The 25,258-nt window shown below is 70.8% G+C and carries 23 protein-coding genes; 13 read left to right on the top strand and 10 right to left on the bottom strand.

Features of this window, described 5'->3' with window-relative positions; translation table 11 throughout:
* Positions 1 to 7: 7 nt before the first annotated feature.
* A complete protein-coding gene (locus ACK4YQ_RS08525; RefSeq protein WP_409610313.1) occupies positions 8 to 1,435 on the bottom strand; it encodes an NfeD family protein in 1,428 nt (475 codons plus the stop codon).
* A gap of 51 nt (positions 1,436 to 1,486) precedes the next feature.
* Positions 1,487 to 1,927: a VOC family protein gene (locus ACK4YQ_RS08520; RefSeq protein ID WP_409610311.1), complete on the bottom strand. Its 441-nt coding sequence runs from the start codon at positions 1,925 to 1,927 to the stop codon at positions 1,487 to 1,489.
* Between the two features lie 225 nt (positions 1,928 to 2,152).
* Between ACK4YQ_RS08520 and ACK4YQ_RS08515 the strand changes: the two genes are divergently transcribed.
* Complete coding sequence (locus ACK4YQ_RS08515; protein ID WP_409610309.1) at positions 2,153 to 3,214, top strand: efflux RND transporter periplasmic adaptor subunit; 1,062 nt, start codon at positions 2,153 to 2,155, stop codon at positions 3,212 to 3,214.
* 26 nt (positions 3,215 to 3,240) lie between these two features.
* Positions 3,241 to 6,465: an efflux RND transporter permease subunit gene (locus ACK4YQ_RS08510; protein WP_409610307.1), complete on the top strand. Its 3,225-nt coding sequence runs from the start codon at positions 3,241 to 3,243 to the stop codon at positions 6,463 to 6,465.
* A gap of 3 nt (positions 6,466 to 6,468) precedes the next feature.
* Here the strand turns inward: ACK4YQ_RS08510 and ACK4YQ_RS08505 are convergent, their stop codons facing one another.
* Positions 6,469 to 8,223 carry an ABCB family ABC transporter ATP-binding protein/permease gene (locus tag ACK4YQ_RS08505; RefSeq protein ID WP_409610682.1) on the bottom strand — a complete coding sequence of 585 codons (1,755 nt, stop codon included), beginning with the start codon at positions 8,221 to 8,223 and terminating at the stop codon, positions 6,469 to 6,471.
* Positions 8,224 to 8,322: 99 nt separating this feature from the next.
* Complete coding sequence (locus ACK4YQ_RS08500; RefSeq protein ID WP_409610305.1) at positions 8,323 to 9,105, bottom strand: hypothetical protein; 783 nt, start codon at positions 9,103 to 9,105, stop codon at positions 8,323 to 8,325.
* Positions 9,106 to 9,198: 93 nt separating this feature from the next.
* Here ACK4YQ_RS08500 and ACK4YQ_RS08495 point away from each other — a divergent pair, with 93 nt between their 5' ends.
* Complete coding sequence (locus ACK4YQ_RS08495) at positions 9,199 to 9,798, top strand: TIGR00730 family Rossman fold protein (protein ID WP_409610303.1); 600 nt, start codon at positions 9,199 to 9,201, stop codon at positions 9,796 to 9,798.
* Here ACK4YQ_RS08495 and ACK4YQ_RS08490 read toward each other — a convergent pair.
* The 4 genes from ACK4YQ_RS08490 to ACK4YQ_RS08475 all read right to left on the bottom strand — a co-directional run bounded on the left by ACK4YQ_RS08490 (position 9,791) and on the right by ACK4YQ_RS08475 (position 15,027).
* Positions 9,791 to 11,455: an NAD+ synthase gene (locus tag ACK4YQ_RS08490; protein WP_409610301.1), complete on the bottom strand. Its 1,665-nt coding sequence runs from the start codon at positions 11,453 to 11,455 to the stop codon at positions 9,791 to 9,793. The genes ACK4YQ_RS08495 and ACK4YQ_RS08490 overlap by 8 nt on opposite strands.
* Before the next feature lie 86 nt (positions 11,456 to 11,541).
* Positions 11,542 to 13,926, bottom strand: a complete 2,385-nt coding sequence (locus tag ACK4YQ_RS08485; protein WP_409610299.1) for a TonB-dependent receptor plug domain-containing protein — start codon at positions 13,924 to 13,926, stop codon at positions 11,542 to 11,544.
* Positions 13,927 to 14,069: 143 nt separating this feature from the next.
* The gene (gene dksA, locus ACK4YQ_RS08480) at positions 14,070 to 14,495 is read right to left on the bottom strand and encodes an RNA polymerase-binding protein DksA (RefSeq protein ID WP_409610297.1); all 426 of its coding nucleotides are present in this window, start codon (positions 14,493 to 14,495) and stop codon (positions 14,070 to 14,072) included.
* Positions 14,496 to 14,592: 97 nt separating this feature from the next.
* On the bottom strand, positions 14,593 to 15,027 hold the full coding sequence (locus ACK4YQ_RS08475) for a flagellar assembly protein FliX (protein ID WP_409610295.1): 435 nt from the start codon (positions 15,025 to 15,027) through the stop codon (positions 14,593 to 14,595).
* Positions 15,028 to 15,240: 213 nt separating this feature from the next.
* Between ACK4YQ_RS08475 and ACK4YQ_RS08470 the strand changes: the two genes are divergently transcribed.
* From ACK4YQ_RS08470 to ACK4YQ_RS08445, 6 genes are all read left to right on the top strand, one after another.
* Entirely contained in the window at positions 15,241 to 16,347 is a 1,107-nt protein-coding gene (locus tag ACK4YQ_RS08470; protein WP_409610293.1) for a flagellar basal body P-ring protein FlgI, read from the top strand.
* A complete protein-coding gene (locus tag ACK4YQ_RS08465; protein WP_409610291.1) occupies positions 16,347 to 16,664 on the top strand; it encodes a rod-binding protein in 318 nt (105 codons plus the stop codon). Before ACK4YQ_RS08470 ends, ACK4YQ_RS08465 begins: the two co-directional genes overlap by 1 nt.
* 11 nt (positions 16,665 to 16,675) lie before the next feature.
* Positions 16,676 to 17,122, top strand: a complete 447-nt coding sequence (locus tag ACK4YQ_RS08460; protein ID WP_409610289.1) for a flagellar basal body protein — start codon at positions 16,676 to 16,678, stop codon at positions 17,120 to 17,122.
* 349 nt (positions 17,123 to 17,471) lie between these two features.
* Positions 17,472 to 17,975 carry a 6,7-dimethyl-8-ribityllumazine synthase gene (locus ACK4YQ_RS08455; protein WP_409610287.1) on the top strand — a complete coding sequence of 168 codons (504 nt, stop codon included), beginning with the start codon at positions 17,472 to 17,474 and terminating at the stop codon, positions 17,973 to 17,975.
* Positions 17,976 to 17,985: 10 nt separating this feature from the next.
* Complete coding sequence (locus ACK4YQ_RS08450; protein ID WP_409610285.1) at positions 17,986 to 18,426, top strand: PaaI family thioesterase; 441 nt, start codon at positions 17,986 to 17,988, stop codon at positions 18,424 to 18,426.
* Positions 18,423 to 18,713, top strand: a complete 291-nt coding sequence (locus ACK4YQ_RS08445) for a DUF1330 domain-containing protein (RefSeq protein ID WP_409610283.1) — start codon at positions 18,423 to 18,425, stop codon at positions 18,711 to 18,713. The genes ACK4YQ_RS08450 and ACK4YQ_RS08445 overlap by 4 nt, the downstream gene beginning before the upstream one ends.
* A 24-nt stretch (positions 18,714 to 18,737) precedes the next feature.
* On the opposite strand, the gene ACK4YQ_RS08440 is transcribed toward ACK4YQ_RS08445, so the two are convergent.
* A complete protein-coding gene (locus ACK4YQ_RS08440; protein ID WP_409610281.1) occupies positions 18,738 to 20,321 on the bottom strand; it encodes an ABC-F family ATP-binding cassette domain-containing protein in 1,584 nt (527 codons plus the stop codon).
* 245 nt (positions 20,322 to 20,566) lie between these two features.
* Between ACK4YQ_RS08440 and ada the strand changes: the two genes are divergently transcribed.
* The 4 genes from ada to ACK4YQ_RS08420 all read left to right on the top strand — a co-directional run bounded on the left by ada (position 20,567) and on the right by ACK4YQ_RS08420 (position 24,111).
* On the top strand, positions 20,567 to 21,622 hold the full coding sequence (gene ada, locus ACK4YQ_RS08435) for a bifunctional DNA-binding transcriptional regulator/O6-methylguanine-DNA methyltransferase Ada (RefSeq protein ID WP_409610279.1): 1,056 nt from the start codon (positions 20,567 to 20,569) through the stop codon (positions 21,620 to 21,622).
* Entirely contained in the window at positions 21,619 to 22,332 is a 714-nt protein-coding gene (locus tag ACK4YQ_RS08430; protein ID WP_409610277.1) for a 2OG-Fe(II) oxygenase, read from the top strand. The genes ada and ACK4YQ_RS08430 overlap by 4 nt, the downstream gene beginning before the upstream one ends.
* A gap of 16 nt (positions 22,333 to 22,348) precedes the next feature.
* Complete coding sequence (locus tag ACK4YQ_RS08425) at positions 22,349 to 22,819, top strand: DUF1203 domain-containing protein (RefSeq protein ID WP_409610275.1); 471 nt, start codon at positions 22,349 to 22,351, stop codon at positions 22,817 to 22,819.
* A gap of 77 nt (positions 22,820 to 22,896) precedes the next feature.
* Complete coding sequence (locus ACK4YQ_RS08420) at positions 22,897 to 24,111, top strand: dipeptidase (protein ID WP_409610274.1); 1,215 nt, start codon at positions 22,897 to 22,899, stop codon at positions 24,109 to 24,111.
* Between the two features lie 21 nt (positions 24,112 to 24,132).
* Here ACK4YQ_RS08420 and corA read toward each other — a convergent pair whose 3' ends face one another.
* Complete coding sequence (gene corA, locus ACK4YQ_RS08415) at positions 24,133 to 25,101, bottom strand: magnesium/cobalt transporter CorA (protein ID WP_409610272.1); 969 nt, start codon at positions 25,099 to 25,101, stop codon at positions 24,133 to 24,135.
* Between the last annotated feature and the right edge of the window lie 157 nt (positions 25,102 to 25,258).

Raw genomic sequence — 25,258 nt, 5'->3', positions numbered from 1 at the left:
CCTGACCTCACCGGGAATCGTCGGGCGGCTCGGGCGCGACGACGAGGGTCAGCCCCTCCACCGCCTGGACCCGCACGCGATCCCCCGGCGCCAGAGGGCCGGACGAGACCGCGCGCCAGCGCTCCCCATGGGCGAACACATGGCCGCCGGCCCCGTTCCAGTCCTGCACCTTTCCGGACTCGCCGATCATCTCCTCGCGGCCGGTGGCCACCCGCCGCCGATGGGCGCCCAGGGCCAGGCGGGCGGCGAGCAGGATGAAGGCCAGGCTGACCACCGCCATGCCGGCGAGCAGCGCGAGAGAGACCTCGAACTCGGCGGTGTCGGTGTCGATCAGGATCAGTCCGCCCAGGACGAAGGCCGCCGCCCCGCCAAGCCCGAGCGCGCCGAACGAGGGCGCGAAGGCCTCGGCCGCCATCAGGGCGACGCCAAGGAGGATCAGCGCCAGGCCGGCGTAGTTCACCGGCAGCACCGCCAGGGCGTAGAAGCCGACCAGCAGGCAGATCGCCCCGATCACCCCGGGATAGAGCGTTCCGGGGTTCATGAACTCGAAGATCAGCCCATAGACGCCGATCATCATCAGGATCAGGGCGACGTTCGGATTGGTGATGGCGGCGAGCAGACCGTGCCGCCAGTCCGGCGGCGCGACCTCGACGGCCAGGCCCCGGGTGCGCAGGGTTCTCGGCTCGCCGGCGACGTCCACTGTACGGCCGTCCACCTGCGCCAGCAGGTCGTCGGCGTCTACGGCCACCAGGTCGATGACGTTCGCCTCGAGGGCCGCGCGGGCGTCGAGGCTGGCGGCCTCGCGCACGGCCTCTTCGCCCCAGTCGGCGTTGCGCCCGCGCAGCCGGGCCAGGGCGCGGATGTAGGCGACCGCGTCGTTGGTCGCCTTGGCCTCCATTGCGCCGCCCCGCTGCGGCGCGGGGGCGGCGCCCGCCTCGTCCTTGCCCGCGGGCGCGGCCTTGTCGGGCGGCTCCTGCGGCGCCAGACCGGGAGGGCCGCCGATCTGGACGGGCGTGGCGGCGCCCAGGTTGGTGCCGGGCGCCATGGCGGCCACGTGGCTGGCGTAGAGGATGTAGGTTCCGGCGCTGGCCGCCCGCGCCCCGCCCGGCGCGACATAGCTGGCCACCGGCGTCGGCGAGGCGATGATCGCGCGGATGATGTCGCGCATGGAGGCGTCGAGACCGCCGGGCGTGTCCATCTGGAGCACGACGATCGCCGCCCCCGAGGCGGCGGCCTCGGCGAGACCGCGGCGCACGTAGTCGGCGCTCGCCGGGCCGATCACGCCGTCGACCTGCAGCAGGACGGCCCGGCGTCCGCCGTCGGCGGCCGGCGGCGGCGAAGCCGCGGCGAGGCCGAGCGCGAGAACCAGGAGGCAAAGGTGGACCAGGCCGCGCCCGACTGCGCCTCGACGAGAGATCGTCCCGTGCGAGGTCATGAATGAACAGTGGCGCCTCAGGGGCGCGGCCACAACCCTCTGAGGGGCCGGCTACCAGGTCCCGACGTTGGGCATCGAGGCCCAGGGCTCGGCCGGCGCCTTGGCGGGACCGGCCTGCAGCAGCTCCACGGAGATGCCGTCCGGCGAGCGGATGAAGGCCATGCGGCCGTCGCGGGGCGGCCGGTTGATCGTCACCCCGCCGGCCCTCAGGCGCTCGCAGGTCTCGTAGATGTCGTCCACAGCGTAGGCCAGGTGGCCGAAGTTGCGGCCGCCGCCGTAGTTCTCCGGGTCCCAGTTGTAGGTGAGCTCGACGAGAGGCGCGCGATCCTGCGCCGCGCGCTCGACGTCCTGCGGCGCGCAGAGGAACACCAGGGTGAAGCGGCCGGCTTCATTCTCGATGCGCGAGACTTCGCGCAGGCCGAGCTTGTCGCAATAGAAGTCGAGGGAGGCGTCGAGGTCGGAGACGCGGACCATGGTGTGCAGGTATTTCATCGAGGGCGCCCTTCATGAAGAGCCGCAGTTGGGCCTGTCGGCGGAGCAACGCAAGCCCCTGCCGGCGAGTGCGGCGCGCCGGGCACAACCTCTGCGCCATCATCATTCTGTCGGCGATTTCATTTGCTCTTGGTCACGGGCGCCCTGAGAAACCGATGTTCGGATTTACGAGGGGCTGGCGCGTCGGGACCGGGAGGACGGCGCCCTGCGCTCGGGGAAGCACTTATGCGTTTGAAGTCGTCACACCTATTCGCCCTGGTGATCGTCGGGCTGGTCGGGCTCTATTTCATCGTCGGCGCGCTGACAGGGGGCGGCGACCACGCGCCCGCCACGGCCAAGGCGGCCGACGACACGGCCACCGTCCAGGCCAAGGTCTCGCCCGAGGTCTCGCGCGAATACACGGTCGTGATCCGCGGCCGCACCGAGGCGGCCCGCTCGGTGGTGGTGCGCTCGGAAACCTCCGGCGTGGTCGCCCAGACTCCGGCGGTGGAAGGCAGCGTCGTCCGCAAGGGCGCGGTGCTCTGCCGCCTGGCGGTGGATGCGCGCCAGGCGACGCTGGACCAGGCGCGCGCCGCGCTGCGCTCGCGGGAGCTGACCCGCCAGGCGACCATGGAGCTCGCCAAGAAGGGCTATCGCTCGCAGACCCAGGTGCTGCAGGACCAGGCCAACCTCGACGCGGCGGCGGCGGCCGTGCGCCAGGCCGAGATCGCGCTGGAGCAGGTGAACCTGCGCGCGCCCTTCGACGGGGTGTTCGATCGGCGCGAGGCGGAGATCGGGACCTATCTGTCCCCCGGCCAGGCCTGCGGCACGGTCATCGAACTCGACCCGATCCTGGTGGTCGGCGACCTGCCGGAAACCGAAGCGGGCCGGTTCGCCATCGGCGCGCCGGCCACGGCGACCCTGGTCTCCGGCGAGAAGGTCAGCGGCAAGGTCCGCTACGTCGCGCGCGACGCCGACGCCCAGACGCGGACCTACCGTGTGGAGGTGCTCGCCTCGAACCCCCGGCTGGCGGCGCGCTCGGGCCTGTCGGCGGAAGTGCGGATCGGCGCGGGCGTGGGGCCGGCCCACCTGGTGCCCGTCTCCTCCCTGGTGCTGGACGCCGCGGGCCGGCAGGGGGTGCGCTTCGTGAAGGCCGACGGCACGGTGGGCTTCTCGCCGGTGAGCGTGATGGAAGAGACGAGCGAAGGCGTTTGGGTGCGCGGTCTGCGCGGCGCCGTGAAGATCATCACCGTGGGGCAGTCCTACGTGGGTGAAGGACAAAAGGTTCGGGTGGCGTCCGCGCGCTGACGCGACGCTCGCCCTGGAGGCTGTAGATGATCGGTTCCCTGATCGACGGCGCCATCAAGCGACGCAAGGTCGTACTCGGCGTCACGCTGATCGCCAGCCTGTTCGGGATTCTGGCTTACCTCGGCATGCCGCGGGAGTCGGAGCCGAACATCGACATCCCGTTCATCACGGTGGTGGTCCCCTACCCCGGCGTCAGCCCCGAAGACGCCGAGCGCCTGCTGGTCAAGCCGCTCGAGGTGGAGCTGCAGACCATCGAAGGCATCAAGGAGATGAACGCGGTGGCCCGCCAGGGCATGGCGGTCGTCAACATGGAGTTCGAGGCGGACTTCAACAAGGAAAAGGCCCTGGCCGACGTCCGCGCCAAGGTCGACCTGGCGCGCGGCAAGTTCCCGCCCGACGCCGAGGAGCCGATCATCGAGGAGGCCAACTTCGCCGGCGACCCGGTGGTGGGCATCGTACTGTCGGGGGCCGCTCCCGAGCGGGAGCTGTTCCGCATCACCCGAAACCTGAAGGAGCGGCTGGAAGCCACGCCGGGCGTGCTGGAGGTCTATCTCAACGGCGCCCGCGACGAGCTTCTGGAAGTCACCGTCGATCCGGTGCGGATGGAGTCCTACAACATCACCACCGGCGAGCTCGCCCAGGTGATCAGCCGCAACAACCAGCTTGTGCCGGCGGGCAACCTGCGCTCGGGCCAGGGGCAGTTCGCGGTGAAGGTGCCCGGCGTCGTCGAGGAGCCGCAGGACATCCTGGCCCTGCCGATCAAGAAGAGCGGCGACCGGGTGATCACGGTCGGCGACATCGGCGACGTGCGGCGCACCTTCAAGGAACCGACGCTGATCACCCGCTTCAACGGCGAGCCCGCGTTCGCCCTGGACGTGGCCAAGCGCAGCGGCGCCAACATCCTGGAGACCGTGCAACGCGTCCGCGACGTGGTGAAGGAGGAGCAGGCGCGCTGGCCCAGCACGGTGAAGGTCGCCTACACCTACGACGAGAGCGACTTCATCGCCCGCACCCTGGTGGTGCTGGAATCCGGCCTTCTGATCGCGACCATCCTGGTGATGGTGATCATCATCGCCAGCCTGGGGATCCGCCAGGGGCTGATGGTGGGCGCGGCGATCCCGGCCTGCTTCATGCTGGCCTTCCTGATGCTGAACGCCATGGGCATCACCCTGAACCAGATGGTGATGTTCGGCCTGGTGCTGGCGGTGGGCATCCTGGTGGACGGCGGCATCGTCGTGGTCGAGTACGCCGACCGCAAGATGGCCGAGGGCCTGACCAAGGAGGAGGCCTTCGCGGCGGCCGGCAAGCGCATGTTCTGGCCGGTGGTGAACGGGACGCTGACCACGCTCTGCGCCTTCCTGCCGTTCATGTTCTGGAATTCGATCGCCGGGAAGTTCATGAGCTTCCTGCCGCTGACGCTGTTCTTCGTGCTGGGCGCCTCGATCTTCGTGGCCCTGATCTTCACCCCGGCGCTGGGCTCGATCTTCGGGCGCAAGGCGGCGGTGGACGAAGAGGCCCTGGCGGAGATCGAGAAGTCCGAGCACGGCGACCCGCGTGAAATGAGCGGCTTCATGGGCCGCTACGCCCGGGTGCTGGAGTACCTGGGCCGCCACCCGTCGCGCACCATTGCGGGCTCGCTGACGATCGTGGTCGGGATCTTCGTCTGGTTCGCCATCACCGATCACCCGACCGAGTTCTTCCTGCGCCAGGACCCCGAGTTCGTGACCGTCTACGTGAAGGCCCGCGGCAACCTCTCGCCCGAGGCGCACGACGTGCTGGTGCGCCAGGTCGAGAACCGGCTGCAGGGCGTCAAGGGCGTGGAGTCCATGTACGTGCGCTCGGGGGCCACGAGCCCCGGCGGCGGACCGAACGCGGCGCCGAACGACACGGTGGGTCGGATCTGGATCAACTTCAAGGAATACGAGGACCGGGTGGCCATGGGCCTGCGCGGCAGCGACATCGCCGCCGTGATCCGCAAGCGGGTCGCCAACGTCCCGGGGGTGCAGATCGAGGTGCGCGAGCCGCAGGGGGGGCCGCCCGTCGGCAAGGACGTGCAGGTCGAGCTTTTGGGCACCGATCCGTTGATGCTGAATCGGGCGGCCGACATGGTGAAGGCCAAGCTCGCCTCCGACCGCCAGTTGATCGAGCTGGAGGACAACCGCACCTCGCCCGGCATCGAGTGGAACCTGACCGTCGACCGCGAGGCGGCGGGGCGCTACGGCGTGGACGTGCTGTCGGTGGGCCAGGCGATCCAGTTCGTCACCGAAGGGGTGCTGGTGGGCCGCTTCCGTCCCGACGACGCCGACGACGAACTGGACATCCGCATGCGCTTCCCGCCCGAAGCGCGCAACCTGGCGGCGTTCGACACCCTGAAGGTGTCGACGGCCCTGGGGCCGGTGCCGGCGAGCTACTTCATCGACCGCGTCCCTGCGCAGCAGGTGACGACGATCCAGCGGCGGGACGCCCAGCGGCTGGTGCTGCTGCAGGCCAATACGGTGGAGGGCGTGGCGGCGAACCAGAAGATCGCGGAGCTGAGGCCCTGGCTGGAAAAGGCCGACATCGCCCCCTCCGTGCGCTGGAAGTTCACCGGCGCCGACGAGGAAGGCCAGGAGGCGGCGAAGTTCTTCGCGACCGCCATGGCGGCCACGCTGTTCATGATGATGATCATCCTGTTGTGGCAGTTCAACAGCTTCTACGGCGTGCTGGTGACGCTGTCGGCGGTGGTGCTCTCGACCATGGGCGTCCTGCTGGGCATCCAACTCAACGTCGCCCACACCTTCGACTACGTCTCGGTGCTGATGCTGGGCACCGGCATCGTCGCCCTGGCGGGGGTGGTGGTGGGCCACAACATCGTGCTGGTGGACACCTTCTACCAGCTGCGGCGCTCAGGCTATGCCGCCGACGACGCGGCCCTGCGCTCGGCCGTGCAGCGGTTCCGGCCGGTGATGCTGACCACCCTGGTGACGGTGGTGGGCCTGTTGCCGCTGATGTTCCAGATCCACCCCAACTTCCGGGCCGCGCACATCGAATACCGCGCGCCGGGCTCGGAGTGGTGGGTGCAGCTTTCCTCGGCCGTGGTCTGGGGCCTGTCGTTCGCCACCCTGCTGACCCTGGTGCTGACGCCGGTGCTGCTGGCCGCGCCCAAGGTCTACGCCGAGCGGTTCGGCCGGATGTTCGGCCGCTTCCGCAAGGGCCGGGGCGCTGCGCCTGGACCGGTCGTCCAGGGCGGCCTCAGCAAGGCCGCGGAATAGGGCTCAGCTCTCCCGGGTCTGGCGCCGCCACAGGGCCGCGTATTCCCCGCCCCTGGCGAGGAGTTCGGCGTGGGTTCCCCGCTCGGCGACCCGGCCCCGGCGAAGGACGATGATCTCGTCGGCGTCGACGATGGTCGAGAGGCGGTGGGCCACCACAAGGGTGGTGCGGCCGGCCCGCACCTTGCGCAGGGTCGCCTGGATCGCCTCCTCGGTGCGCCCGTCCAGGGCGCTGGTGGCTTCGTCCAGGATGAGCAGGCGCGGATTCGCCAAAAGGGCCCGGGCGATGCCGACGCGCTGGCGTTCCCCGCCCGAAAGCTTCAGCCCACGCTCGCCGACGCGGGTGGAGAGCCCTTCCGGCAGGCCGTCGATGAAGGGCCCCAGTTCCGCCGCATCCGCCGCGGCCCGCACCGCGGCGGGCGGCGCGTCGGGGCGGGCGAAGGCGATGTTGGCGTAGAGGGTGTCGTTGAACAGGGCCACGTCCTGCGGCACCAGGGCCACCGCGCGCCGCAGGGACGCCTGGGTCGCGTGGCGCAGATCGACCCCGTCGATCAGCACCCGGCCCGCCTGGGGATCGACCAGCCGCAGGGCGAGGCGCACCGCGGTGGTCTTGCCCGCGCCCGAGGGGCCGACGAGGGCGACGGTGGCGCCGGGGGCGGCGCGGAAGCTGACGTCGATCAGGCCGATGGAGCGGGCGTCGTGGCGGAAATCCACGCCCTCGAAGACCACCTCGGCCCCCTGCCCCGTCGCCGGCGGCAGGTCGCGGGCGTCGGGGGCGTCGACGATGTCCGGGGCGACCGAGGTCAGCGCCACCATCTGCTCCATATCGATGAAGGCCTGGCGGATCTCGCGGTAGTTGAAGCCCAGCATGTTCAGCGGGCCGTAGATGCCGATCAGCAGCAGGATGGCCGTGGTGACGTCGCCCACGCGCATGCGGCCCTCCAGCACCTCCATGCCGGCCATGATCGCCATCAGGGCGAGACCGCCGTTGAGCACCACCGCCTGGACGGAGTTGAGCAGGGACAGGGAGGTGTTGGCCTTGACCGCCGCGCGCACGTAATCGGCGAGGCTCGCGCGATAGGCGTCGACCGTCCGCGCCTCGGAGCCGAAGGTCTTGACCGCCTCGTAGTTCATCAGGGCGTCGACCGAGAGGCCAGCGGCCCGGGAGTCGGCCTCGTTGAGCTCGCGGCGATGCGAGAGGCGCCAGTCGGTGATGCGGAAGGTCAGCACCGCATAGACGACGATGGTGACGAAGGCGGTGAGCGCAAAACGCCAGTCGAGGCGCAGAACCATGACGGCCATGGCGAGCACCAGCTCCACCGCCGTCGGCCCCAGGTTGAAGGCGACGCTGCGGATCAGGAAGTCGGTGGAGCGGGCGCCGCGGTCGATGATGCGGGCGAGCGCGCCGGTCTGCTTGGTCTGGTGATAGTCGAGGGAAAGCGCCAGGGCATGGCCGAAGGTCTCCACCGCCGCCCGCGCCAGGGTGGCCTGCGAGACCGGGGTGAACACCGCGTCCCGGGCGTAGGGGGCGCAGGCGGCCAGCAGCCGAAGACCCGCGAAGGCCAGGGCCAGGGCGACGAAGCCGGCGCCAAGGACGACCGCGCCGCCCGCCGGCGTCAGGGTGTTGATGGCGTCGCCCAGCATCACCGGGGCGGCCACCCCCGCGAGCTTGCCCACGAGCACCAGTCCGACCGCGAGGCCCAGGCGCAGGCGCAACTGCGGCGCGCCCGAGCGGATCACCAGCCGCCACAGGTCGGCCATCGAGGTCCAGAAGTCGAACTTGACCGAAGCCGGCGCGACGGCGCCGGGCGTCGCAAGGCCGCGGCCGTGGCCGTGGCCGGCGTGGGAAAAGGCCAAGGGTCAGCTCCGCTTGCGGATCAGGGTCGACTGCAGCCCGCCGCCCGGCGTGCTCCAGTCCACCCGGATGACATCGCCCAGGTCGCGGGCGCGGTAGGGGGCGCCGGCCACCGGCTCGGCGGGCGCCACGTCGAACGCCGCCTGCGTCTCCCACTCCTCGCCCGAGGCCTGAATCAGCCGGCGGCCGGCGGCGAGCGGCTGGTTGAAGGCGATGCTGAAGCGCCCGGCCGCATCGCTGCGCCCCTCGGCGACCTGCACGGAGTCGGCGCGGATGGTGACGGTGGCTTCCGGCGGCGCGAACCCGGAGGCCACGGCGCCGCCCTCGGCGTCGAAATCCAGGGCGGTGATGCGGGTCGCGCCGCCGTCGCCCCACAGGACCTGGGCGCCCGACCCGGCCCGCATGAGCGCCACCTCCCCGCCCGGAGCGACCAGGACGTAGCCCTGGGCCTGGACCTGGCGACCGTCGGCGGCCATCGACAGGCCGTAGAGCCGCGGCGGGTCGAGCCGGGGCAGCACCATGCGCCAGCGGCCTTCGGCGTCGGCGTCGGCGACCTGCGCCCGCCCGTCGGGACTGGCGAGGCGCACCCGCGCGCCCGGCTGGGCGCGTCCGGACAGCGCCACGCCCTCGGCCGTCGCCGCGCCGGACAGGAGGCTGGGCGGCGTGACGTAGCCGGCGCCAGCCGCCGCCTCGCCCGCCGCCGGCGCCTTGGCCGCGCCGACGTCCCTGGAGCAGGCGCAGAGGCAAGCGGCGGCGCCCGCCAGGATCAGAATCGACGCTTTGTTCACGGCTTGCTTGAATCTCCCGGCACCGGCCATAGCTATTTGGCCTTTTGCGACGCCGCCGCAAGCGCGCGTCGAGTTCATCTGGAGTCCTCCATCATGGGGCAAGCGCCCAGGCTGCGGTCCGTTTGCGTGTTCTGCGGATCGTCCGACGCCGCCGACCCGGCCTTCCTGGCCGACGCCGCCGCCCTGGGCGCGGCCCTGGCCGGCGAGGGCCTGCGCCTGGTCTATGGCGGCGGCGGGGTGGGCCTGATGGGCGCCTGCGCACGCGCGGCGCACGAGGCCGGCGGCCAGGTGCTGGGCGTGATCCCCGGCTTCCTGACAAGCCGCGAGCGGGCGCTGGAGTCGGTGCAGACCGTGGTCGTCGGCTCGATGCACGAGCGCAAGATGATGATGTTCGAGGAGGCCGACGGCTTCGTCGTCCTGCCCGGGGGCATCGGCACGCTGGAAGAGGTGGTGGAGCTGCTGTCCTGGCGGCGGCTGGACCTGCACGCCAAGCCGATCGTGTTCCACAGCCCCGGCGACTTCTGGCGGCCCCTGTTCGACCTCTTTCAGCACACGGTCGAACGCAGCCTGACGCCGCCCAGCTTCCTGGACGCCTGGGTGGAAGTGGACGCGGTGGAGGACATCATCCCGGCCCTTCGCGGCGCCAAGCGGCGCGGTCCCGACGCGGCCGCCGCGGCGGCGCAGATCACCTAGACGCCTTGTCCCGGAAGCCGTTGACGATCGGGTAGCGCCGGTCGCGTCCGAAGGCGCGGCGGCCGATCTTCACGCCGGGGGGCGCCTGGCGCCGCTTGTACTCCGAGGAATAGAGCAGGCGCTGGACGCGCTCGACCGTGTCGGGGTGGTGGCCGCGCGCCACGATCTCGTCCAGGGTCGCCTCCTCCTCCACCAGCCCGTGCAGGATGGCGTCGAGCTCGGCGTATTCGGGCAGGCTGTCCTGGTCCTTCTGGTCCGGGCGCAGCTCGGCCGAGGGCGGCTTGGTCAGGATGCGCTCGGGGATCGGATTGTCGGCCACGCCGAAGGGATTGTTGGCGTTGCGCCAGACGCAGACGGCGTAGACGTCGGTCTTGTAGAGATCCTTCAGCACATTGTAGCCGCCGCACATGTCGCCGTAGAGCGTGGCGTAGCCCACCGCCATCTCCGACTTGTTGCCGGTGGTGAGCAGCATGTGACCGAGCTTGTTGGACAGGGCCATCAGCGACAGGCCGCGGATGCGGGCCTGGATGTTCTCTTCGGTGATGTCGGGCGCCCTGCCCTCGTAGAGCGGCGTCAGCATCTCGGCGAAGGCGCCGACCGCCGGCTCGATCCGGATTTCGTCCAGGCGCACCCCCAGGCGAGCGGCGCAGTCGGCGGCGTCCTCGAGGCTCTCGCGGCTGGTGTAGCGGGAGGGCAGCATGAAGCAGCGTACGGCGTCCGGGCCCAGGGCGTCAGCCGCCGCCACCGCCGTGATCGCCGAATCGACGCCGCCGGAAAGTCCAAGAAGAACGCCGGGAAAGCCCGACTTCCTCACATAGTCGCGCAAGCCCAGGACCATGGCGCGGTAGATCTCCTCGGCGCCGGCGCACCAGTCCTCCATAGGCGCCTCGACGCAGGACCAGCCCCGCTCGCCCCGCTCCCAGGTGGTGAGGGCCAGGCGGTCCTCGAACATGGCCAGTCGCATGGCCAGGGCGCCGTCGGCCTGCAGGGCGAACGAGCCGCCGTCGAACACCAGTTCGTCCTGGCCGCCCACCTGGTTCACATAGATCAGCGGCAGGCCTGTCTCGGCGACCCGGGCGCGGGCCACGTCCATGCGCTCGTCGTCGGCGGTGACGCGGAAGGGCGAGCCGTTGGGGACCAGGATCAGCTCCGCGCCCTTGGCCTTCACTTCGGCGCAGACGGCCTTGTCCCAGATGTCCTCGCAGATCGGGACGCCGATCTTGACGCCCTTCAGCTCGAACACTTCCGGCCCCATGCCGGCATCGAAGATGCGCTTCTCATCGAACACGCCGTAGTTGGGCAGGTCGCACTTGAAGGCCACGCCCTTGACCACGCCGTCGGCCAGGTAGGCCAGCGCGTTGCGCGGCCGCCCGCCGGGGATCTCCGGCGGCCAGATCGCGCCCACCAGGGCCGCGCAGCCGTTCGCCGTGGCGCCGGCCAGGCGCTCCACCGCCGCGCGGCTCGCCATCCAGAGCGCCGGCTTCAACGCCAGGTCCTCCGGGGGATAGCCGGTCAGGAAGAGCTCGGAGAACAGCGCGAGGTCGGCGCCCGCGGCGCAGGCCTGGGCGAGCAGATCGCGGGCGAGAGCTTCGTTGCGCTCCACGGCGCCGACGATGGGATTCGCCTGGACAGCGGCGATGACGAGACGATCGGTCATGGCCGGTTCTTATCCCGCGCCGCGCGCGCAGGCCACTCCGCATGGCGCTCCGCGGCGGCGAGCGCCGCGGAGGCCGGCCGAGGGCGTCAGAAGCTGGCGCTGACCCGCACGTAGTAGAGGCCGCCGTCGGTGTCATAGACGGCGTTGCGCGAGTAGATCAGGCCGCGCGAGGCCTGGAACGTGGCCTCGTCGGGATAGGTGTCGAAGAGATTCTCCGCGCCGGCGGTGACCTTGATGGCTTCGGTCACGTCGATGCTGACCGAGACGTCCACGAAGGTCTTGGCGCCGAACTCCTGGATCAGATTCGCAGAGGACTGGAACTGGGCGTCGGTCCAGTCGCCGTAGTGGCGGGCGCGCACCATGCCCTCGAAGCGGCCGCGGGCGTAGGTCACCGTGAGGTTGCCCGCCTGCTGCGGCAGCCCGTCCTCGACATTGATGACGGCGAGTTCGGAGAGCTCGGCGGTCGAGTAGCGGGTCACCTTGGTGTCGTTCCAGTTGTAGGCGCCGGTGAGCGTCAGCACCCCGCCGGCCAGGTCCGTTCGCCAGGAGGCCACGAGATCGACGCCGCGGGTGCGGGTGTCGAAAGCGTTGGTGAAGTAGTTGAGGGACGTCAGCGAGTCGGCCCCCGGCACCCCCTGGGCCAGCAGGGTGGCGCGGATCGCCGGCGTCACGGTGTAGCTGCGCGAGACCGCGAAGCGATCCTCGACCTCGATCTGGTAGGCGTCGAGCGAGGCGGTGAACCCCGCGTCGTTGCGATAGACCAGCCCGGCGGAGAGGTTCTGCGAGGTCTCAGGCTTCAGCGGCTTGGCGCCGAAGAAGACGGCCACCGGATCCAGGGGCGAAAGCCGCCCGGCCGTGAAGAGCTGCAGGGTGGTGGTGTCCAGGCCCTGGGACGTCCGGGTGCTGTTGAGCTGGCCCGGCGTGGGCGCGCGGAATCCGGTGGAGAAGGCCGCACGCAGGGCGAGCTGCGGCGAGATCTCGTAGCGGAGCGCGATCTTGCCGTCGGTGGTGGAGCCGAACTCCGAAAAATCCTCGTAGCGGATCGCGAGATCCGTGGAGAAGGCGTCGGTCCAGGGCAGGTCCAGGTCGACATAGGCCGCATAGCTGGTCTGGTCCCAGGAACCGGCCTGGGAGGGGCTGTAGCCGGGGAAGCCGTTGGAGCCGGACGGAAGGCCGTTGGCCGCGCCGGGGCCCACCTGCCAAGAGGCGGGATCGCCAGCCTCGATCTCGTAGGTCTCCTCGCGCCGCTCCAGGCCGAGGGCGAGGTTGGCCGGCTGAGCCAGGAAGCCTAACGCCAGCGGGCGCACGGCGTCGAGGTTCACGTTCTTCTCGTCCTGAATCAGCACGCCCGGGCGGAAGGAGGTGGGCGAGTTGGGGCCCAGGGAGGCGTTGATGGTGTTCTCGATGAAGTAGTCGATCTCGTCGCGCCCGACGGAGGCGCTCAGGTCCCAGTCGAATCCGGCGAAGGCGCCGCGGACGCCGGCGTTGACCGCATAGTCGGTCTCGTCCTGGCCGAACTGCGGCGAAAAACCGGTCGGATAGATCGAGCGCAGGTTCCACCCCGGGAACACCGCGGCGGTGCGGAAGGAGCTGTCGGTCGAGGGATTGCGCCAGTTGAAGTCGTTGACGCCGGTGGAGTCGGTGTAGGTGGCGAAGGCGTAGAGCTCCACGCCGTCGGCCGCCTGGTAGGAGGCGTTCAGCGCGCCGCGCCACATCTGCCGGTCAGGCTGGCCCCAGCGCTGCACGGGGTTGGGCACGTCGAGCGTCGGATTGGCCGCCTGGAAGGCGATGGCGTCGGCCCGCTGGCGGGTGCGCGAGGTCAGGCCCGCGTCGGTGTAGTCGAGGCTGGCGACCACGAAGCCGCGCTCGCCCAGCCGCCAGCCGTAGCGGGCGCCGAGTTCGACCTTCTCGCCGTCGCCTTCGTAGTACTGGCCCGCCTGGGCGAAGCCAGAGAAGCCCGGCTCGTCGCTGAGGATGATGTTGATGACCCCGGCGATGGCGTCCGAGCCGTACTGGGCCGAGGCGCCGTCGCGCAGCACCTCGATCCGCTCCATGGAGATCGCCGAGAGCTGGCCGAGGTCCACGCCCTGCGCCCCGCGCGAGCCCAGGAAGGCCGAGCGGTGACGGCGCTTGCCGTTGACGAGCACGAGGGTCTGGTCGGGGGAAAGCCCGCGCAGGGTGGCGGGACGGACGAACTGCTGACCGTCGGCCGTGGGCAGGCGCTGGACGTTGAACGAGGGCGTGGTGGCCGCCAGCTTGTCCATGATCTGGTCCGAGACGATCGACTCCAGGGCCGAGGCCGAGACCACGTCGACCGGCGCGGCGGAATCGAAGGCGGTGCGGTCCGCCCGGCGCGTGCCGGTGACGATCAGTTCGTCGACGCTGGCCGCATCGGCGGCCGTTTCGGCGTGCGCCGGCTGGGCCAGGGCGAACGCGAGCACGGCCCAGGCGGTGGTGGACAGAAGCTTCATGGAGATCCCCGATTTGTTGTTCGGGGGCGGTCGCTAGTCCTGACCCGTGACCCTACGGCTACGGCGGCGTGTCAGCTTGGTGAAGTCTGAACAAACGCTAGGCGCCGAACGCCGGCTTATCGGGCGTTGCGGCGCGCAAGGGGTCAGTCGTCGCGGTGGACGCGCTCGCGGCGCTCGTGCCGCTCCTGGGCCTCAAGGCTCAGGGTCGCGATCGGCCGCGCCTCGAGGCGGGCCAGGCCGATCGGCTCACCCGTCACCTCGCACCAGCCGTAGGAGCCGTCCTCAATCCGGCGCAGGGCCTCGTCGATCTTGGAAATCAGCTTGCGCTGGCGATCGCGCGTGCGCAGCTCAAGCGCTCGATCGGTCTCCGAGGAGGCGCGATCCGCAAGATCGGGATGGTTCTCGGTTTCGCTCTGGAGATGGGACAGCGTCTCGCGAGATTCGCGAAGGATGTCCTCTTTCCAGTTCAAGAGCTTCTGCTTGAAATACTCAAGCTGACGCTCGTTCATGAACTCCTCGTCCTCGGAAGGACGATAAGCTTCTTCAGCCAGAACAGCGGCTGCGGTCATCGACACCTCACGCCCCCTGGACAACACCCCAAGAACGAGTTCGGGGCTTATAGCAAACCCGGCGACGCTTTCAACGCACGTCGCGTGACGCGTGCTATTAGAACGCACGCTTGGCTAGTTCAAGCTTTGCAAGCTCCACCGCTGCGCGCGTTTCGATTTCGTCGAGCACCCCCTCCAGCCCGGGCTCGTCGGTGGCCTCCCGCTGGTCGCGGACGGCCCGGCCCAGGCGCTCCAGATCGGCCGCGCTGACGCCGCCGGCGAGCATGGCGAGCTTGACCTCCTCCAGCACGTCGAGGATGCGGCCGGCCCGGCCGACCGCGCGGCGGCGGCGCTCGAGCGGCCCGCCCACGTTCTGCAGCGCCAGCAGCGCATCGACGCTCACGACGCCGGAGACGCCCGCGGCTGGGGCGGCCTGGGCCGCCGGGGCCGAGGCGGACGGGCCGTTCAGGCGAAAGCCCTCTCCCCCGCCAGCCGCCCGCGTCCGACCGCCGCTCGCCGGACCGCCGACGCCGCCTGTTCCGCTGACCTTCATGCGCGCACTTCGTTCAAGCTGAGACTCTCACCCCTGCACCCTGCCGCGGCCATGCTTAGGGTATGGTTAATGCCGGGCAATTTCTGCCGTCAGGCAGGATCGATGGAGTCGCCCCGAATCACCTAATCGTTGTTTTTACACAGCTTTTCGACCCGGCAGAGTTGGCACGGCGGTCGCATGGGCGGTGGGAACACAGTCCGCCGCAAGGTCGCCATGCACCGTTCGCTGAGTCTCTTTAGCGCCCTCGCCTTCGCCGCCAGCCTGATCGCCGGGCCGGCGTTCGCCTCCTCGCGCATCAAGGACATCGTCGAGTTCGAGGGCGTCCGCGACAACATGCTGGTGGGGTACGGCATCGTCGTGGGCCTGAACGGCACCGGCGACTCGCTGCGCAACGCCCCGTTCACCAAGCAGAGCCTGGAGGCGATGCTGGAGCGCCTGGGCGTCAATACCCGCGACGCCAACCTCAACACCAAGAATGTCGCCGCCGTGATGGTGACGGCCAAGCTGCCCGCCTTCGCCGCCTCCGGCTCGCAGATCGACGCGACCGTCTCGGCGATGGGCGACGCCAAGAGCCTGCAGGGCGGCACCCTGCTGGTGACGCCGCTGATGGGGGCCGACGGCGAGGCCTACGCCGTGGCCCAGGGCACCGTGCAGACGGGCGCGATCTCGGCCAGCGGGGCGTCCGGCTCCAGCATCTCCAAGGGGGTGCCGACCGCGGGCCGGATCGCCGCCGGCGCGATCGTCGAGCGCGAGCTCGGCTTCCAGCTCGCGAACATGGGCCAGATGCGCATGACCCTGCGCAACCCGGACTTCACCACCGCCCGGCGGATCGCCGATGCGGTGAACCGGCGTTTCCCCGGCGCCGCCGCCGCGGAGAACCCGACGATCGTGTCGATCCGCCCGCCGGCCGGCCAGGACATGACGAGCTTCGTGGCCCAGGTGGAGAACCTGAACGTGGAGCCGGACAACGCCGCCAAGGTGGTGATCGACGAAGTCGCCGGCGTGATCGTCATGGGCGAGAACGTGCGGGTGTCGACCGTGGCGATCGCCCAGGGCAACCTGACGATCACGGTGACCGAGAGCCCGGCGGTGAGCCAGCCGGCCCCGTTCAGCCGCGGCGAGACGGCGGTGGTGCCGCAGTCGGGCGTCAGCGTCGAGGAAGAGAAAGGCAAGCAGTTCCTCACCGTGCGGAACGGCGCCTCGCTCGCCACCCTGGTCTCGGGCCTCAACGCCCTTGGCGTGACGCCGCGGGACATGATCTCGATCCTGCAGACCATCAAGGCGGCCGGCGCCCTGCAGGCGGACATCGAGGTGATGTGATGGCCGACTTCAGCCCGATCGTCGCCCCGACCAACCTGATCCAGGCCCAGGCCGCGCCGGCCTCGACGGCCGAGCTGGCCACGCGCTCGAACATCCGCAAGTCGGCCGAGGAGTTCGAGGCCTCGTTCCTGTCGATCATGCTGCAGCAGATGTTCAAGGACGTGCAGACCTCCAAGCCGTTCGGCGGCGGCGACGGCGAGGAAATGTTCAAGTCGTTCATGACCGACGCCTTCGCCAAGCAGATGGCCAAGAGCGGCGGGATCGGCCTGGCCGACACGGTCGGCCGCGAAATGTTGAAGCTTCAGGGTCTCGAGTAAGGGAGAGCGCGATGGCGATCCATGCCGCCGACGCCAGCGACCGCGTCGAACAGATGATCATCCTGACCGAACGGCTGACCGAGTTGATCGCGCTGGAGGCCCAGGCGTTCGAGGCGCGCAGGCCGCAGGACGCGCTGGCGCACCAAGCCGAGACGACCAAGCTGGCCAACATCTATCGCCACGAGTCGATGCGCATCCGCGCCAATCCCAAGCTCGTGTCCGACGCGCCCCTCACCCAGCGCACCCGGCTGGTGCGGGCGACCGAGGCGTTCGATGCGGTGCTGGCCCGCCAGGGCCGGGCCCTGGAGGCGGCCAAGACCGTGACCGAAGGCATCGTGCGGGCGATCGCCGAGGAAGTGGCGAGCCAGCGCAGCCACGCCGGCGGCTATGGCCCGCGGGCGGCGGCGACCCCGGCGACGGGCGCGGCGACGGCGATCACCCTGAACCAGCGCGCCTGATCCGCGCGCCGCAGATTTTGCGGCGCAGTCACGCTTAAACACTTGTTTGACGGCTGGATCGGCGCCTACTCTGGCGACGTCGCCGGGCTGTTCCGGCGGCCGCGTTCTCAGGGCGGGGTGAAAGTCCCCACCGGCGGTAATGGCGCTCTGCGGCGAAGGCCGCATCGCACGAGCCCGCGGGCGCCCGGCGGCCACATCGCCGCCGGGGACTAGCAGACACCGGTGAGATCCCGGGGCCGACGGTTAGAGTCCGGTTATGAGAACCGCCGATCGCGTCCGTCCGCGCCTGCGCGGGCGTGCGCCTGCGGCGCTCCCTGAGTCGTGGTTTCAACCCCTCTGGGAGTCGACCATGACCCAAACTGTCACCCAACCCCTCGAATTCCCCACCGCCAACGGCGCCTTCCGCGCCACGCGCATCGCCTTCATCCAGGCCGGCTGGCACGCCGAGATCGTGGACCAGGCGCGGGCGGGCTTCGTCGCTGAGATGGTCAAGCTGGGTTTTCCCGAAAACGCCATCGACGTGTTCGAGGTGCCGGGCGCCTTCGAGATCCCGCTGCACGCCCAGGCCCTGGCCAAGGGCGGCCGCTACACGGCCATCGTCGGGGCCGCATTCGTGGTCAACGGCGGCATCTACCGCCACGACTTCGTCGCCGCCACCGTGGTGGACGCCCTGATGCAGGTGCAGCTCGCCACCGAAACGCCGGTGTTTTCGGTCGTCCTGACCCCGCACCACTTCCACGAACACGAGGTGCACGCCGAGTTCTTCCGCGAGCACTTCCTGGTCAAGGGCGCCGAGGCGGCCCGCGCCTGCGCCCAGACCCTGGAGAGCCTGGCGCGGCTGGCGGCGGCGTGAGGCGGCGACCATGGACCCGACCTTCTCGCCCCCGCCGGGCTTCGAGCGTCACGACCGCCAAAGCCCGGTGACCGACCCCTGGGAGCCGCTCTACAGCCGCAAGGCCGAGGGGGCGGTGATCCTGGGCTTCCTGGCCGACACGGCGCACACCAACAGCCGCGGGTTCGTCCACGGCGGCCTGATCAGCGCCCTGGCGGACAACGCCATGGGCCTGTCCTGCGCGCGGCGGCTGGGCGACCTGCAGAGCCTGGTGACGGTGAACCTTTCGCTGGACTTCCTGGCTTCGGCCCGGATGGGCCAGTGGCTGGAGTTCGACACGGTGTTCGTCAAGCCAGGCGGAACGCTGTGCTTCACCCAGGCCTTCGTGACCGCCGACGGCCAGCCCTGCGCCAAGGCCAACGCCGTGTTCCGCGTGGTGCGCAAGGCCGAGCCCAGGGAGGCCGCCGCATGACCGCCTATGTCGTGGCCCAGATCACGATCCGCGACCGCGCCCGCTATGACCGCTACGTCGCGGGCTTCATGCCCGTGCTGCAGCGCCATAGCGGCCGACTCCTCGTCGCCGACGAGGCGGCGCAGGTGATGGAAGGCGACTGGGACCGCCAAAAGCTGATCGTGCTGGCGTTCCCCGACCAGGAGGCCGCCCTGGCCTGGTCCCGCTCGCCGGACTACCAGGCGATCGCCGTCGACCGCCTGGCCGCCAGCGACGGCGTGGTCCTGCTGGCGCAAGGCGTGGACTGACGCAGACCGGGACGCGAGGCGCGGTCAGCCGAGCCGCACCTCGCGGTCCACCCCCGCCGCCTGGAGGAAGTCCGGGTCGTGGCTGACCACGAGCAGGGCCCCGTCGTAGCCGCGGAGCGCCGCTTCGACGGCGGCGATGGAATCGAGGTCCAGGTGGTTCGTGGGCTCGTCCAGCACCAGGAGCTGGGGCGGGCGCGCGGACATCAGCACGCAGGCCAGGGCCGCGCGCAGGCGCTCGCCGCCGCTGAGGCTGGCGACCGTTCTGTGGGCGGCGGTGTTGCGGAACAGGAACCGCGCGAGCGCCGCATGGGCGGCGTTGTCGTCGGACGCCGGATTGAGCCGGCGGAAGGCCTGGAGCAGGGTCTCGTCCCGGCGCAGGAGTCCCGTGTTCTGGTCGAGGAAGGCGGCGGGCGCGCCGCAGGTGACGCGCCCGCGCGTGGGCTGGAGTTCGCCGACGGCCAGGCGGATGAGCGTGGTCTTGCCCGCCCCGTTCGGTCCGACGACGGCGACGCGCTCGGGCCCGGAGATGCGCAGGTCGACGCCCGTCAGGATCGGCGCCTGGCCAGGATGGGCGAAGCCCACCCCCTCCAGCGAGAGCACCGTCTTGCCGGCGGCCAGGCCGGAGGCCGGCAGCTCGAAGTCCAGGTGGCGCAGGCGCTCGACGCGGCTGCGCGCCTGTTCGAGCCCGGCGGCCGCTTCGGACCGCTGGCGCTCGGCCAGGCGGTCAGCGCGACCGCCCGAGTTCTCGGCCCGCTCGGCCATGGCGCCGAGCAGGATCTTGGGCTCGCTCTTCTTGGCCGCGAACCTGCGGCCGGCGGCGTCGCGGCGGGCCTTGCGCTCGGCGGCGGCCTGGACCTCGCGGGCGACGCGCTGGACGTTGCGCTCGGCCGCCTCGAGCTCGCGGGCGGCGGCGGCGGCCTCCTGCGCCTTGCGCTCGGCGTAGAGGTCGTAGTCGCCGCCATAGACCTTCGCGCCCAGCGAGGAGAGCTCGACGATCTGGTCCATCTGGCGAAGCAGGCCGCGATCGTGGCTGACCACGATCGCCCCGCCCTTCCAGCGGGCGAGGACCCGGGCCACCAGGTCGCGGGCCTCGGCGTCGAGATTGTTCGTGGGCTCGTCGAGGATCAGCACGTCCGGCTCGGCGGCGAGCAGCCCGGCCAGGGCGGCCCGCGTCGCCTGGCCGCCGCTGAGCGAGGCGGCCGGCCGCCACAGGTCGAGCCCCTCCAGACCGACCTCGGCCAGGGCGGCGGCGAGCCGCTCCTCAAGGGTCCAGTCGGCCAGGTCGAGATCGTCGGCTTCGGGCCGCCCCTCTGCGATGCGCTGCAGGCGCGCGAGCGGCGCGGCCGCGCCCATGAGGTCGGCGAGGCTGGCGCCGGGTGGCGGCTCGTGCGCCTGGCGCAGCACGCCCAGACGGCCGTTGACGGCGAGGCTCCCGCCCGCCGGCTCCAGTTCGCCGAGGATCAGGCGCAGCAGGGTGGTCTTGCCGGCGCCGTTGCGGCCGACAAGGCCGGTGCGCTCGGCGCCGAACGCCAGGGTCAGGTCGTCGAAGAGGGTGCGGCCCTCAGGCGTTCTGAAGGCGAGGCTGTCGAGGGTGATGAAGGCGGGCATGGGAGACCTGGGCGCGGTGGACGGCGAGGACGAAGCGGGTGTCCAGAACGCGTTCCATGGCCGGGGCCTCCATTAAGTGAGACGGCCGATATAGGCGCTGAGCCGTCCTGGCGCAAATCGGACGCGGCGTTCGGCGTCCCCTTGCGGCCGCCGGCCCGGCGGCGAATTTGAGCGCAAGCGGCGGAGTTCGCGGCGCGCCGCCGGGGCCTAGACCAGCGGACAGGAGTTGTTCGATGGAGTCGAAGATGCAGACCCTTTCCGTGACCGACGAGGCCCGCTGGGCCGCCGTGGTCGCCAAGGACCGCGCCGCCGACGGCGCGTTCCTCTATTCGGTGAGGACCACCGGCGTGTTCTGCCGTCCGTCCTGCGCCGCGCGCCCCGCTTTGCGGGAGAACGTGGCGTTCCACGCCACCGCCGAGGAGGCCCGGGCGGCCGGGTTCCGGCCGTGCAAGCGGTGCCGGCCGGAGGAGCCTTCGCTGGACGAGCGCCGGGCCGCGGCGGCCGCCCTCGCCTGCCGCATGATCGAGGAGGCCGAGACCCCGCCCGAACTCGAGACGCTGGCGCGCGCCGCGGGCATGAGCCCGCACCACTTCCATCGCGTCTTCAAGGAGGTGGTGGGGGTCACGCCCCGCGCCTACGCCGCGGCGCGCCGCACCGAACGCGTGCGGGCGGGCCTGAAGCGGGCCGAGACGGTGACGGAGGCGATCTACGAGGCCGGCTTCAATTCGGGCGGCCGATTCTACGAGACCGCGGGCGAGGTCCTGGGCATGACGCCCGGCGCCTATCGGGCCGGCGGGCGCGACGCGGTGATCCGCTTCGCCGTGGGCGAGTGTTCGCTGGGCGCGGTGCTGGTGGCCGCCAGCGACCGGGGCGTGTGCGCGATCCTGCTCGGCGACGATCCCGAGGCGCTGGTGCGCGACCTGCAGGACCGCTTCGACCGGGCCGAACTGGTCGGCGGCGACGAAGCCTTCGAAGCGGTGGTGGCCCAGGTGGTGGGCCTGGTGGAGGATCCCCGCCGGGGGCTCGACCTGCCGCTCGACGTGCGCGGGACCGCCTTCCAACATCGCGTCTGGCAGGCGCTGCGGGAGATCCCGCCGGGCGGGCGGGAAAGCTATGCCGACGTGGCCCGCCGGATCGGCGCGCCCAAGGCGGTGCGGGCCGTGGCCGGCGCCTGCGCGGCCAATGCGCTGGCGGTGGCGATTCCCTGCCATCGTGTGGTGCGGCAGGACGGGGAGCTCTCGGGCTACCGCTGGGGCGTGGAGCGCAAGCAGACCCTGCTGGATCGCGAGGCTGCGGCGTGAGCGGCCTGCTGCAACGGCGGCTCGCCGCCATCGACTGGGAGGCCGTCGGACGCGATCTCGACGCGCAGGGCTCGGCGGTGATCCCGGGCCTGCTCGATCCCGCCGCCTGCGCCGCCGTGGCCGGCCTCTACGCCGCCGAGGAGGGGTTCCGCAGCCGGGTGGTGATGAGCCGCCACGGCTTCGGACGGGGCGAGTACCGCTACTTCGCCTATCCCCTGCCCGAGCCGGTGCAGACGCTGAGGACCGAGCTGTTCCCGCCCCTCGCCCGGATCGCGAACCGCTGGAACGCGGCCATGGGCCTGGAGCAGGTCTTCCCGGCGAGCCATGCCGAGTACCTGGCCCGCTGCCATGCGGCGGGTCAGACCCGGCCGACGCCGCTGCTGCTGCAGTACGGACCGGACGACTACAACTGCCTGCACCAGGACCTCTACGGCGCCGAGGTGTTCCCGCTGCAGGCGGCGGTGCTCCTCTCGCAGCCCGGCCGCGACTTCACCGGCGGCGAGTTCGTGCTGACCGAGCAGCGGCCGCGCATGCAGTCGCGCGCCGAGGTGGCCCCTCTCGCCCAGGGCGACGCGCTGGTGTTCGCCGTGGCCCACAGGCCTGTGCGAGGGTCGCGCGGAACCTACCGCGTGGCCATGCGCCACGGCGTCAGCCGCGTTCGCTCCGGCCGCCGCCATACCCTCGGCGTCATCTTCCACGACGCCGCCTGACACCTTGGAGATCCCCATGAGCTATGTGATCAGCGGCCTGCCGCTGGACGCCTTCGCGCCCCTGTTCGGCCTGAGCGAGGCGGACCTCGCCGCCCGCGGCGTGCTGCGCGTGACGGCCGACGCCCCGATCGGCTTTCCCTGTCGCGTGCAGCTCGAGGACGCCCAGCCCGGCGAGACCCTGCTGCTGCTCAATTACGAGCACCTTGCGGTCGACACCCCCTATCGTTCGCGCCACGCGATCTTCGTCAACGAGGCGGCCCGGAGCACACGCCGCTTCGCAGGGGAGATTCCGCCGGTGCTGTCGGCGCGCCCCTGGATATCGCTTCGGGCCTTCGACGCGGCGGGCATGATGCTCGATGCGGCGATCGCCCCCGGCGCGGACCTGGAGCCGTCGATCCTGAAGCTGCTGGCGCGGCCGGACACGGCCTATCTGCACGCCCATAACGCGGGCCGCGGCTGCTACGCCGCGCGCATCGACCGCAGCTAGACCTCCGAACGGCGGCCAGGGCCTTGCCCGGGCGGCGGCGACAGGCTCAGCTACGGCCCTGTTCGGGGAGAGTCCAAGTGAAGTTCAAAGCTGTCCTGATGTGTTCGCTCGGCCTGGCGCTGAGCGTGGGCGCGGCGCACGCCCAGACGCCGGCCCAGGCCGCCCACGCCGAGGCCCTGGTGCTGGACACCCACTTCGATACGCCGGCCAACTTCCACCTGCCCGGCTGGGACATGATGGACCGGCACGACTACGAGGCCGACGGCAGCCAGGTGGACCATCCGCGCATGGTGGAGGGCGGCGTCGATGGCGGCTTCTTCGTGATCTTCACCCCGCAGGGCGAGCGCTCGCCGCAGGCCGACGCCAAGGCCCGCGACGCGGCCATTGTCCGAGCCGTGGAGATCCACGAGATGGTGGCCAAGCACGGCGAGGCGTTCGCCCTGGCGACCCGGGCCGCCGACGCGGCGGCGATCAACGCCGCGGGCAAGCGCTTCGTCTTCATGAGCGTGGAGAACAGCTATCCGCTCGGCCAGGACCTGTCGCTGATGCAGACGTTCTACGCCCTCGGGGTGCGGATGATCGGGCCGGTCCACTTCCTGAACAACGATCTGGCCGACAGCTCCACGGACCCCAAGGGCCCGGAGTGGAACGGGCTTTCGCCGCTGGGCCGCCGGTTCGTCGCCGAGGCCAACCGGCTGGGGATGGTGATCGACGCCTCCCACGCCTCCGACGCGGCCACCGAGCAGATGATCGAGCTGTCGGCCACGCCTATCATCCTGTCGCATTCGGGGCTGGACGCGGTGTTCGAGCATCCGCGCAACATCCCGGACGACCTGCTGCGCAAGCTGGCCGCCAAGGGCGGCGTCATCCAGATCAACGCCTTTTCGAACTACATGGTGCCGACGCCCAAGATCCCGGAGCGGGAGGCCGCCCTGGCCGATCTGGCGAAGTCGATCGGCGCGGGAGGCCGCGACATGACGCCGGCGCAGCGCAAGGCCTACCTGGAGGGGCGCAACGCGATCGACGCCAAGTGGCCCGTGCCCCGGGCGAACCTGGACGACTTCATGAAGCACATGCTGCACGCGATCGAGGTGGCGGGGATCGACCACGTCGGGGTGTCGGGCGACTTCGACGGCGGCGGCGGCATCGAGGGCCTGGAGGACGTGGCCGACTACCCCAAGATCACCGAGCGGCTGATCGCCGCCGGCTATTCCAAGGCGGACGTGGCCAAGATCTGGGGCGGCAACGCGCTTCGCGTCCTGAAGGCGGCGGAGGACGGCGCGGCCAGGTAGCCGGCGCGGGCGCGCGATCGCCTAGAGCCAGTTGCTACGCTTGAAGCGCACGTACAGCACCGCGCAGACGGCGGCGATGGCGGCCAGCACCAGAGGGTAGCCGAAGCGCCAGTGCAGCTCGGGCATGTGCTGAAAGTTCATGCCGTAGATCCCGGCGACGGCCGTGGGCACCGCCAGGATCGCCGCCCAGGCCGCGAGCTTGCGGGTGATCGCGCTCTGGCGCTGCTGTTCGAACAGGTTGGAGACGTCGAACACCGAGGTGATCACGTCGCGCAGGGCGTCGGTCATGCCCTCGACACGGCGCACATGGTCGTAGACGTCGCGGAAATAGGGCCGCACGTCGGCGTCCAGGCAGGGCGTATCCAAATGCTCCAGGCGGCTGCAGACCTCGCCCATGGGAGCCAGCACCCGCTTGAAGCGCATCAGGTCGCGCTTGAGGTGGAACAGGCGATTGACCTCGCCGCGGCTCATGAAGGTGTCCAGGGCCCGGCGCTCCATGGCCAGCACCTCCTCCTCCATGGACTCCACGATCGGCAGGTAGCCGTCGACCACGAAATCGAGGATGGCGTGCAGGACGTAGTCGACGCCCTTCTTCAGGAGGCCTGGCGAGGCTTCGAGCTGGGAGCGCAGCTGGGTATGGGCGCGCGCCGATCCGTGCCGCACGGTGATGATGTGGTTCTCGCCGACGAAGATGTCGGTCTCGCCGTACTCGATCCGCACCTCTCCCAGATGGGCGGTCTTGGCCACGACGAAGAGCTGGTCGCCATAGATCTCCAGCTTGGGCGACTGGTGCGCCTTGAGCGCGTCCTCCACGGCCAGCGGGTGCAGGCCGAAGCGGGCCTGCAGCTTGGCGAGTTCGTCGGGGTCGGGCTCGACGATGCCGATCCAGACGAACTCGTCCGGCTCGAGCTTGAGGCCGTCCGGGCCGTCGAGCGAAACCGCGCGGGCGCGCGCGCCGTTCTTGTAGGCGTAGGCGGCCATCACGCTCATGCGCTTCGCTCCTGTGGACGTCCACGCATCGGCGGCTTCGGCTGAAGCGTCAAGGGAGGATGGCGGCATGGTGGCGGGAGCCGGAACGGAGAGATTTGTTCGCCTATTGTTCCCGTGCTATCGGAGAGTCGCGGAACTACATTAGGCGGTGTCCGCC

Origin of the sequence: Phenylobacterium sp., assembly GCF_046291545.1 — a bacterium.
In the GTDB taxonomy this organism is placed as follows: Bacteria; Pseudomonadota; Alphaproteobacteria; order Caulobacterales; family Caulobacteraceae; genus Phenylobacterium.
This window is presented reverse-complemented; position numbering and strand designations above follow the sequence as displayed.

Bases quoted from the DNA above. Each gene is read 5' to 3' on its own strand.
- ACK4YQ_RS08525 (WP_409610313.1), bottom strand. From the start codon at position 1,435: ATGACCTCGCACGGGACGATCTCTCGTCGAGGCGCAGTCGGGCGCGGC.
- ACK4YQ_RS08510 (WP_409610307.1), top strand. From the start codon at position 3,241: ATGATCGGTTCCCTGATCGACGGCGCCATCAAGCGACGCAAGGTCGTA.
- corA (WP_409610272.1), bottom strand. From the start codon at position 25,101: ATGAGCGTGATGGCCGCCTACGCCTACAAGAACGGCGCGCGCGCCCGC.
- ACK4YQ_RS08460 (WP_409610289.1), top strand. From the start codon at position 16,676: ATGGCGATCCATGCCGCCGACGCCAGCGACCGCGTCGAACAGATGATC.
- ACK4YQ_RS08450 (WP_409610285.1), top strand. From the start codon at position 17,986: ATGGACCCGACCTTCTCGCCCCCGCCGGGCTTCGAGCGTCACGACCGC.
- ACK4YQ_RS08440 (WP_409610281.1), bottom strand. From the start codon at position 20,321: ATGCCCGCCTTCATCACCCTCGACAGCCTCGCCTTCAGAACGCCTGAG.
- dksA (WP_409610297.1), bottom strand. From the start codon at position 14,495: ATGACCGCAGCCGCTGTTCTGGCTGAAGAAGCTTATCGTCCTTCCGAG.
- ACK4YQ_RS08455 (WP_409610287.1), top strand. From the start codon at position 17,472: ATGACCCAAACTGTCACCCAACCCCTCGAATTCCCCACCGCCAACGGC.
- ada (WP_409610279.1), top strand. From the start codon at position 20,567: ATGCAGACCCTTTCCGTGACCGACGAGGCCCGCTGGGCCGCCGTGGTC.
- ACK4YQ_RS08490 (WP_409610301.1), bottom strand. From the start codon at position 11,455: ATGACCGATCGTCTCGTCATCGCCGCTGTCCAGGCGAATCCCATCGTC.
- ACK4YQ_RS08445 (WP_409610283.1), top strand. From the start codon at position 18,423: ATGACCGCCTATGTCGTGGCCCAGATCACGATCCGCGACCGCGCCCGC.
- ACK4YQ_RS08515 (WP_409610309.1), top strand. From the start codon at position 2,153: ATGCGTTTGAAGTCGTCACACCTATTCGCCCTGGTGATCGTCGGGCTG.
- ACK4YQ_RS08520 (WP_409610311.1), bottom strand. From the start codon at position 1,927: ATGAAATACCTGCACACCATGGTCCGCGTCTCCGACCTCGACGCCTCC.
- ACK4YQ_RS08465 (WP_409610291.1), top strand. From the start codon at position 16,347: ATGGCCGACTTCAGCCCGATCGTCGCCCCGACCAACCTGATCCAGGCC.
- ACK4YQ_RS08425 (WP_409610275.1), top strand. From the start codon at position 22,349: ATGAGCTATGTGATCAGCGGCCTGCCGCTGGACGCCTTCGCGCCCCTG.
- ACK4YQ_RS08495 (WP_409610303.1), top strand. From the start codon at position 9,199: ATGGGGCAAGCGCCCAGGCTGCGGTCCGTTTGCGTGTTCTGCGGATCG.
- ACK4YQ_RS08475 (WP_409610295.1), bottom strand. From the start codon at position 15,027: ATGAAGGTCAGCGGAACAGGCGGCGTCGGCGGTCCGGCGAGCGGCGGT.
- ACK4YQ_RS08485 (WP_409610299.1), bottom strand. From the start codon at position 13,926: ATGAAGCTTCTGTCCACCACCGCCTGGGCCGTGCTCGCGTTCGCCCTG.
- ACK4YQ_RS08505 (WP_409610682.1), bottom strand. From the start codon at position 8,223: ATGGCCGACCTGTGGCGGCTGGTGATCCGCTCGGGCGCGCCGCAGTTG.
- ACK4YQ_RS08470 (WP_409610293.1), top strand. From the start codon at position 15,241: ATGCACCGTTCGCTGAGTCTCTTTAGCGCCCTCGCCTTCGCCGCCAGC.